General features: G+C 61.6%; 8 protein-coding genes and 1 pseudogene. 5 read left to right on the top strand and 4 right to left on the bottom strand.

Annotation, left to right across the window (positions count from 1 at the left end):
- Positions 1 to 129 precede the first annotated feature (129 nt).
- The 5 genes from WB528_RS28000 to WB528_RS27980 all read left to right on the top strand — a co-directional run bounded on the left by WB528_RS28000 (position 130) and on the right by WB528_RS27980 (position 4512).
- Positions 130 to 999, top strand: coding sequence for a metal ABC transporter permease (locus WB528_RS28000; RefSeq protein WP_423892627.1), 870 nt, complete (start codon positions 130 to 132; stop codon positions 997 to 999).
- Positions 1000 to 1007: 8 nt separating this feature from the next.
- Positions 1008 to 1883, top strand: a complete 876-nt coding sequence (locus WB528_RS27995; RefSeq protein ID WP_423892625.1) for a metal ABC transporter substrate-binding protein — start codon at positions 1008 to 1010, stop codon at positions 1881 to 1883.
- A 53-nt stretch (positions 1884 to 1936) separates the two neighbouring features.
- Entirely contained in the window at positions 1937 to 2983 is a 1047-nt protein-coding gene (locus WB528_RS27990) for a CobW family GTP-binding protein (protein ID WP_423892623.1), read from the top strand.
- The gene (locus WB528_RS27985) at positions 2983 to 3999 is read left to right on the top strand and encodes a WD40 repeat domain-containing protein (RefSeq protein WP_423892621.1); all 1017 of its coding nucleotides are present in this window, start codon (positions 2983 to 2985) and stop codon (positions 3997 to 3999) included. Before WB528_RS27990 ends, WB528_RS27985 begins: the two co-directional genes overlap by 1 nt.
- 189 nt (positions 4000 to 4188) lie before the next feature.
- Positions 4189 to 4512 (top strand): hypothetical protein, encoded by a 324-nt coding sequence (locus tag WB528_RS27980; RefSeq protein ID WP_423892618.1) that lies wholly within the window; start codon positions 4189 to 4191, stop codon positions 4510 to 4512.
- A gap of 929 nt (positions 4513 to 5441) precedes the next feature.
- Here the strand turns inward: WB528_RS27980 and WB528_RS27975 are convergent.
- From WB528_RS27975 to WB528_RS27960, 4 genes and pseudogenes are all read right to left on the bottom strand, one after another.
- A complete protein-coding gene (locus WB528_RS27975; protein WP_423892616.1) occupies positions 5442 to 6872 on the bottom strand; it encodes a homospermidine synthase in 1431 nt (476 codons plus the stop codon).
- 62 nt (positions 6873 to 6934) lie between these two features.
- Complete coding sequence (locus WB528_RS27970; protein ID WP_423892614.1) at positions 6935 to 7324, bottom strand: RidA family protein; 390 nt, start codon at positions 7322 to 7324, stop codon at positions 6935 to 6937.
- Positions 7325 to 7555: 231 nt separating this feature from the next.
- Complete coding sequence (locus WB528_RS27965; protein WP_423892629.1) at positions 7556 to 8092, bottom strand: GNAT family N-acetyltransferase; 537 nt, start codon at positions 8090 to 8092, stop codon at positions 7556 to 7558.
- 12 nt (positions 8093 to 8104) lie between these two features.
- Positions 8105 to 8202, bottom strand: a pseudogene (locus WB528_RS27960) (GNAT family N-acetyltransferase); the annotation flags it as partial.

Genomic DNA, 8202 nt, shown 5'->3' with positions numbered 1-8202 from the left:
TCGATCAGGGACTTCAGATCGACAAAGCGGTACTAGAATCAATAAGTTTGCTAGTGCCCATGACTTTCCGAAGTTCGTGAAGGTGGGTGCTGCGATGGAGCACGAACTTCGGAAAGTGGGCACTAGGCTATGATCTACGACGCGCTGATCGCGCCCTTTCTCGAATTCGAATTCATGCGCCGGGCACTTGCGGCCGTCGTGGCGCTGTCGCTTGGCGGCGCGCCGATCGGGGTGTTCCTGATGCTGCGGCGGATGAGCCTTGTCGGCGACGCGATGGCGCATGCCATCCTGCCGGGGGCGGCGGTCGGCTTTCTGCTCTCGGGCCTCAATCTGTTTGCGATGACGGCCGGCGGCCTGATTGCAGGCTTCGCGGTGGCGCTGCTGGCGGGCGTGGTGTCGCGCACCACTGATCTGAAGGAAGACGCGTCGCTGGCGACCTTTTATCTGGCGTCGCTGGCGCTCGGCGTGACCATCGTTTCCGTCAAGGGCACCAATATCGATCTGCTGCACGTGTTGTTCGGCAACATCCTGGCGATGGATGACCAGACGTTGCTGGTGGTGGCCTTCAACGCCACCCTGACGGTGATCGTGCTGGCGGTGATCTACCGTCCGCTGGTGATCGAAAGCGTCGATCCGCTGTTCCTGCGGACCGTCAGCCGCGCCGGTGCGCTTGCGCATCTGACATTTCTTGCGTTGGTGGTCGTCAACCTCGTCAACGGCTTTCAGGCGCTCGGTACGCTGCTGGCGGTCGGCTTGATGATCCTGCCGGCAGGAATCGCGCGGTTCTGGTCGCGTGAGCTGACCGGCATGATCACGATTGCGGTCGCAAGCGCGATTCTTTCGGGCTATGCCGGGCTGGTGCTGTCGTTCCAGACTCGCATTCCCTCCGGCCCGGCAATCATCCTGGTCGCGGCCGCGCTCTATGTCCTTTCGATCCTGTTCGGCAATGTCCGCGGCGTAATCCGGCAACTGTTTCCCGCACCTCATCTCGAAGCGTGAGGCAGGCGATGCGACGCTGGCGTGGTCTTCTGTTGGCATCGGCGCTGTTGCTTTGTGCGAGCCCGCTGCATGCGCAGGCGCCGCTCAAGCTGGTGGCGAGCTTTTCCATCCTCGGCGATTTCGTGAAGAATGTCGGCGGCAATCGCGTCGAGGTGACGACGCTGGTCGGTCCCGACGGCGACGTGCACGTCTACACCCCGACGCCGGCGGATGTCCGGAAAATAGCTGACGCGAAACTGCTTGTCGTTAACGGCTTTGGTCTCGAGGGCTGGTTGCCGCGGCTGCTTGAGGCCGCAGGCGGCAAGGCCTCGATCGTCACGGCTACATCGGGCATTGCGCCGCTCAAGCTCGGCTCGGACGCCGATCCGCATGCCTGGCAGTCGGTCGCCGACGCAGAAAAGTACGTCCTTAATATCCGTGACGCGCTTGCCGCCGCCGATCCGCCGGACGCCGAGGCCTTTCGCCAAAATGCGCAGAGCTATCTGGCCAAACTCGAGGCGCTCGACGGCGAGGTGCGGCAAGCCGTGGACCGGATTCCGCCAAGCCGCCGCAAGATGATATCGACCCACGATGCTTTCGGCTATTTCGCAGCCCGCTATGGCATCGAGTTCATCGCCCCGATCGGCGTCTCCACCGAAGCCGAGGCGAGCGCGCGCGATATCGCGAAAATCATCGCGCAGGTGAAAGCCGAGCACATCCCGGCCGTCTTCCTGGAGCGGATCAGCGACCCCCGCCTGATGCGCCGGATTTCGGCCGAGACCGGCGCCAGGATCGGCGGAACGCTCTATTCCGATAGCCTGAGCGATGAAAAGGGCGATGCCCCCACTTACATTGACATGGTCAGGCACAATATAACAACGCTGACGAGCGCGCTGGCCAACTAGGGCAAAATGGCCCTCAGGCCGGCGCTCCAACGACCGCCTTTTCCGGAGTAACCATGTCCGAACTGACGTCCCAAAAGATCCCCGTGACCGTGCTGACGGGCTATCTCGGCGCCGGCAAGACCACGCTGCTGAACCGCATCCTCTCGGAAAATCACGGCAAGAAATACGCCGTCATCGTCAACGAATTCGGTGAAATCGGCATCGACAACGACCTGATCATCGGCGCCGACGAAGAAGTCTTCGAGATGAACAACGGCTGCGTCTGCTGCACGGTGCGCGGCGACCTCGTGCGCATTCTCGACGGATTGATGAAGCGCAAGGGAAAGTTCGACGCCATCATTGTCGAGACCACGGGGCTGGCCGATCCCGCGCCGGTCGCGCAGACCTTTTTCGTCGATGAGGACGTGCAGAAGAATGCGCGTCTCGATGCGGTGGTGACGGTCGCCGATGCGAAATGGCTGAGCGATCGTTTGAAGGACGCGCCCGAAGCGAAGAACCAGATCGCGTTTGCCGACGTCATCGTGCTCAACAAAACCGACCTCGTTTCAAAGCCTGAACTCGCCGAAGTCGAGGCCCGGATCAGGGGTATCAACCCCTATGCCAAACTGCATCGCACCGAGCGCTGCAAGGTCGCGCTATCGGACGTTCTGGAACGCGGTGCGTTCGATCTCGATCGCATTCTGGAAATCGAGCCCGACTTCCTGGAAGCCGGGGACGATCACCACGACCACCATCATCACGATCACGATCATCACCACCACGACCATGACCATGGACACGGCCTGAAGCACTATCACGACGAGGACATGCAATCGCTTTCGCTGCGCACCGACAAGCCGCTCGACCCCTCAAAATTCATGCCATGGCTGCAAAACCTGGTGGCGAGCGAGGGTCAGAAAATCCTGCGCTCGAAGGGTATTCTTGCTTTCAGCGACGACGAAGACCGCTACGTCTTCCAGGGCGTGCACATGATGCTGGAGGGCGACCACCAGCGGCCGTGGAAAGACGGCGAACCCCGCCAGAGCCGCCTCATCTTCATCGGCCGCGAATTGCCCGAAGAGGCGATCCGCGAAGGCTTCGAGAGCTGCATCGTCACGTGATGACCGAGTTCGATCCGGGCGAATCCGCCTCCATTGTTTCCGTGACCGACAAGGTGCGCGCCATTTCGATTGGCGCGCCTCTGAGCGCCGTGCATTTCCTTGGCGATCAGGCCACCTTTGTCGGTTCTGAGGAAAATATCTTTGTGGTCGCGGGCGAGGGAGAACCGGCAGCCGTCCCGGTGCATGGCGGCGGCATCCTTTGCGTCACCTCCGACGGCAAGCGCATCGTCACCGGCGGCGACGACGGCAAGATCGCAAGCCTCAACGCCAAAGGCGAGGTGACCGTGCTCGCGACCGATCCGAAGCGGCGGTGGATCGACAATGTGGCGCTTCATCCCGACGGCGCGGTGGCCTGGTCCGCCGGCAAGACCGCCTTCATCCGCAGCGGCAAGGATCAGGAGAAGTCGCTGGACGTGCCTTCGACGGTCGGCGGCCTCGCTTTCGCACCCAAGGGCCTGCGGTTGGCGGTCGCTCATTACAACGGCGTGACGCTGTGGTTTCCAAACATGGCGGCCACCCCGGAATTCCTGCCATGGACGGGTTCGCACCTGGCGGTGACCTTCAGCCCCGACAACAAGTTTCTGGTGACCGCCATGCATGAGCCGGCGCTGCACGGTTGGCGGCTCGCCGACAACAGGCACATGCGTATGACCGGCTATCCCGGCCGCGTCCGCTCGATATCGTGGAGCGCCGGTGGCAAGGCGCTGGCAACTTCGGGCGCAGACGCCGTTATCCTGTGGCCGTTCGCGAGCAAGGACGGTCCGATGGGCAAGGAGCCGGCGATGCTGGCACCGCTGAAGACGCGCGTCACTTCCGTGGCCTGTCATCCCGATCAAGCTATTTTTGCCGCAGGTTATGAAGATGGCACCGTGCTGATGGTGCGCATGACCGATGGCGCGGAAATCCTGGTCCACCGCAATGGCGGCGCCGCGATTGCAGCACTCTCGTGGAACGCCAAAGGCACGCTGCTGGCCTTTGCGGCGCAAGACGGCGAAGCGGGCCTGCTAACGCTTTAAGCCTGCCGAGTGGTCCTATTCTAACATTTGCATCCCGGTGCGGCAGGCACTTTAAGAACTGCTGGCAAATATAGGTTTTACGCATTCCCGGCTACGGGGTCGCCAATGTCAAATCCACTCCACCAAGTTCCCGGGAACGATGCCGTCCAGCGTCCGTTAACGCCTGTGAATCATTCGTGGGTGAAAGCGATGTTGTCGAACGACAGAAAGCTCCGGGCGGATCTCGTTTTCGCATCGACGATGCTGGCGGCGGGGCTGGTGCTTTGCGGCTTCTCGGTGGTGACAACGACGCGAACCAACGCCCACCTCGCGCAGGCAACGCCGCCTCTGCAAGGTTCACCTTCCGCTACGACGAATGACAAGCCTGCGGAAGCAAAGCCCGGCGGGACTCGCCCGACCACGCCGGCGCCAGAACCCGCGCGCCCCGACGCGCAGGCGCAGAAGGAAGGCGCGAAAGCCGCCCTTCCGCCCGCGCCGCCTGAAAAGATCGCGCCGCCGATGGAGCGGAAGTAGGGCGCCGCTACCCGCTCACCGCACGCGCACGTTCCGGAACTGCCAGGGATCGCTCGTATCGATGTCTTCGGGAAACAGTCCCGGCCGATCGGTGAGTGGCGTTCATACGGTTGGAATCGTCGAGCTGATGGAGCAGCAATTTCCAGATTTGGATCCAGCATCGCCTTGGTCGCCGCCGGGAAACCATCCTCGACAAGCATCGGGGCTAGGAACGACTTGAGCTTGCCGCCATCCAAAATCCCCTCGTTGATTAGAAATTTCATGAGACCAAGGAGCGGCCTTGTCGCTGAAAGCGAGTCCTCCGGGGCCACGGACTTGCACATCAACCATTGGATATCTCCCCTTAGCTACAGATCGATCTTTTGCCCCACTACCTAAGACCAATTTTTGCCTCGAACTGTGCGACCGCAGCGGTAACATCCTTTCGCGTCAATACCTCGCGTGAAAATCCTAACGGCCCATCGAACTGAATCACCACTCGATCTGCCTCTTCTCCGTGAAGGCGCGCATCAGTTTTCCAAGACAATTCACCCACTCTGATCTCCCCTATCCCCTGCGTCTCACATGCGGACTCAATCGACTTGAATATCTCTCTGGCATCACCAATCGAAAGCCTCATCGTTTAGATATTTTCCATTCCGAGAGACACCAACGTGAGCTCAACGTTAGGAACGACGAAATAAATCCGCTCCGAGAACTTTATCCTCTTGCACTCGCTCTCGAGAGAGCACGAAAGAATGACCCGATCGCTCGTCCAAGATTCCTTATTTTCATTTTCTCGAACTATTAGAGTTGAGTGACGAATCACACGTATTGGTACCAAGTTTTCATCGTAACCTCCTTAATGCCTCTAGAGAGAGATTTTGCTTGGCACCAAATTGTCGATCCCGGGTCTGCGCGCGCGCATCTCGGGATGACCCCTCCCGGAGTCACCGCACCAGGACATTCCTGAACTGCCAAGGATCGGACGTGTCGATGTCTTCCGGGAACAGGCCGGGCCGATCTGTGAGCGGCGTCCAGTCGGTATAAAAACCCTTCACCGGGCCGAGATAAGGACGCTGGATTTCCAGGCAACGCCGGAAATCCATCTCGTCGGCCTCGACAATGCCGGCGCTCGGGTTTTCCAGCGCCCACACCATGCCGGCGAGCACGGCGGAGGACACCTGCATGCCGGTTGCGTTCTGGTAGGGCGCGATCGCCCGCGTCTCCTCGATCGAAAGCTGCGATCCATACCAGTAGGCGTTCTTGCCGTGGCCATAGATCAATACGCCGAGTTCGTCGATCCCGTCCTCGATTTCGTTCTCGTCGAGGATTTGCCATTTCGGCTGCATCCGTCCCGTCGCGCCGAACATCTCGTGCAGCGAGAGCACGGCGTCGTTGGCGGGATGGTAGGCGTAGTGGCAGGTCGGACGATAGATCACCTTCTGGCCGTCGCGCACCGTGAAATAATCGGCGATCGAGATCGACTCGTTGTGGGTGACGAGGAAGCCATATTGCGCGCCCGGCGTCGGGCACCAGGAGCGCACGCGGGTATTGGCGCCGGGCTGCTGCAGATAGATCGCAGCCCCGCAGCCGTCGGGATGGGTTCGGCCGTTCTCCGGCATCCACTTCTCATGCGTGCCCCAGCCGAGTTCGGCCGGCTGCATGCCCTCGGAGACAAACCCCTCAACCGACCACGTATTGACGAACACGTTCATCGGCTTCGGCCTCTTGGAGCGCTGCGTGTCGCGTTCGGCGATATGGATCCCTTTGACGCCGAGCTTGTGGGCAAGCTGGCCCCAGCCCTCGCGGCTTTTCGGCTCGTTGAAGGGGGTGTTGGTGTCGCGCGCGATATCGAGCAGGGCCTGCTTGACGAACCAGGACACCATGCCCGGATTAGCGCCACAGGTGGAGACGGCGGTCGGTCCCCCCGGGCTGTTGTGCTTGGCGGCGAGCAGGGTCTCGCGCAGCGCGTAGTTCGAGCGCTTTTCGGTGCCGATATTCTTGTCGAAGTAGAAGCCGAGCCACGGCTCGACCACGGTGTCGACATAGAGCGCGCCGATCTCGCGGCACAGCGTCATGATATCGACCGAGGAAGTGTCGACCGAAAGATTCACGCAAAAGCCCTGGCCGCCGCCGGCGGTGAGTAGCGGCACCAGCAATTCGCGGTAATTGTCGCGGGTCACGCCCTCTTTGATGAAGCGCACGCCGTGTTTCCTGGCAAGTTCGCCATCCTCATGCGGATCGATAATGACAAAGCGCGACTTGTCGTAGTCGAAATGCCGTTCGATCAGGGGCAGGGTGCCTTTGCCGATCGAGCCGAAGCCGATCATGACGATGGGGCCGGAAATTTTCGCGTGGATTTGCGAGGCGGGGCTCATGGAATGGGTCTCTCCGGAAAGGTGCTGATGGATAAAGCTGGGCTTCAAGCGGTGCGCCGCATTTACGGGCTGCGCCGCTTGGCGGTGACTTCGATCTCGACCTTCATCTCGGGCTTGAAGAGGCCGGCGACCACCAGCATGGTGGCGGCCGGTCTGATATCGCCGAGGACTTCGCCGCAGACTGCGAAATGGGCGTCGGCGTCCTTGATGTCGGTGAGGTAATAGGTCGCGCGGACGATATCGGCCATTGCGAAGCCGGCCTCCTGCAAGGCGGCTTCGATGGTCTTGAAGCAGTTTCGTGCCTGGCTTGTGACGTCTGCCGGCATGGTCATGGTGGCATAGTCGTAGCCGGTCGTGCCCGCAACGAAGGCGAAATCTCCGTCGATAACGGCGCGGCTATAGCCGGCGGCCTTTTCAAATGGCGAGCCGGTGGAAATGAGACGGCGGGACATATCGAGGCCTCGGGTTTTCAGGCTTTTGAGTGTTTGAAGCGGACCACTAGCTTACGGCAAGCGCCGTGTCACGTCAGGGGCGGGCGGCGGGGAACCCCATCGCCGCACCAAAATATCCCGAACGATCAGCAAGCTCAGCGCGATCAAGAGCATCGTGGTGACGATGCTGTGAAGACGAGGGCGCGCCGTCGCGCGAGCGGTTGGCCGGTTCTTGCGCATGGGACTTGTCCGCTACGCCGCGCGGGCGCGTGGCGCCCGTCTGACGAGCTTGGCCTTTGCCTCCAGCGTCCCAGTCGGGACGATCATCCCAAAGGCGCCGCTGAGCGCACCCGCCTGCAGCTCCAAGCCGAGCAGGCGTTCGCGCTCGAACGGGCCCGGCAGCGACAGCGTAGCGGTCTTCTGCAGCGAGAAGCCGAAGCGAGCATAGTAGGGCGCGTCGCCGAGCAAAATCACCGCCCGATGGCCACGCGCTTTCGCCACCGCGAGCGCGTGGTCCATCAGCGCGGTCCCGACCCCGAGATTGCGGGCGGTGCTATCCACGGCAAGCGGGCCAAGCAGGAGCGCCGGGATGCCCCCGGCGCTGACGTGCCACAACCGCAGCGTTCCGACCATGCGTGTGGCGTTTCGGAAATTCCCCACGCTGTCGCGGCAGGCATCGTCCGGGGAATTTCCGAAAGAATCGCCACACGCAAGCTCTAAGCCTGCTGTCGTCCCGATCGAATTCGCAGTTCGCTCCCAATCTTGGGGAGCCCCTTGCGGACTGCGAATTCGGGACGACAGCCCGTCCGCCGTCGCCGAGAAGGCAAGGCCTTCGGCGGGCGCGCGTCCGTCGCGCAGGCGCTGGCAGGTGCGCGCATGGCGGTTCTCGCCAAAGCAGG

This window comes from Bradyrhizobium sp., from assembly GCF_049586575.1.
In the GTDB taxonomy this organism is placed as follows: Bacteria; Pseudomonadota; Alphaproteobacteria; order Rhizobiales; family Xanthobacteraceae; genus Bradyrhizobium.
This window is presented reverse-complemented; position numbering and strand designations above follow the sequence as displayed.

Bases quoted from the DNA above. Each gene is read 5' to 3' on its own strand.
- WB528_RS28000 (WP_423892627.1), top strand. From the start codon at position 130: ATGATCTACGACGCGCTGATCGCGCCCTTTCTCGAATTCGAATTCATG.
- WB528_RS27970 (WP_423892614.1), bottom strand. From the start codon at position 7,324: ATGTCCCGCCGTCTCATTTCCACCGGCTCGCCATTTGAAAAGGCCGCC.
- WB528_RS27995 (WP_423892625.1), top strand. From the start codon at position 1,008: ATGCGACGCTGGCGTGGTCTTCTGTTGGCATCGGCGCTGTTGCTTTGT.
- WB528_RS27985 (WP_423892621.1), top strand. From the start codon at position 2,983: ATGACCGAGTTCGATCCGGGCGAATCCGCCTCCATTGTTTCCGTGACC.
- WB528_RS27975 (WP_423892616.1), bottom strand. From the start codon at position 6,872: ATGAGCCCCGCCTCGCAAATCCACGCGAAAATTTCCGGCCCCATCGTC.
- WB528_RS27990 (WP_423892623.1), top strand. From the start codon at position 1,937: ATGTCCGAACTGACGTCCCAAAAGATCCCCGTGACCGTGCTGACGGGC.
- WB528_RS27980 (WP_423892618.1), top strand. From the start codon at position 4,189: ATGTTGTCGAACGACAGAAAGCTCCGGGCGGATCTCGTTTTCGCATCG.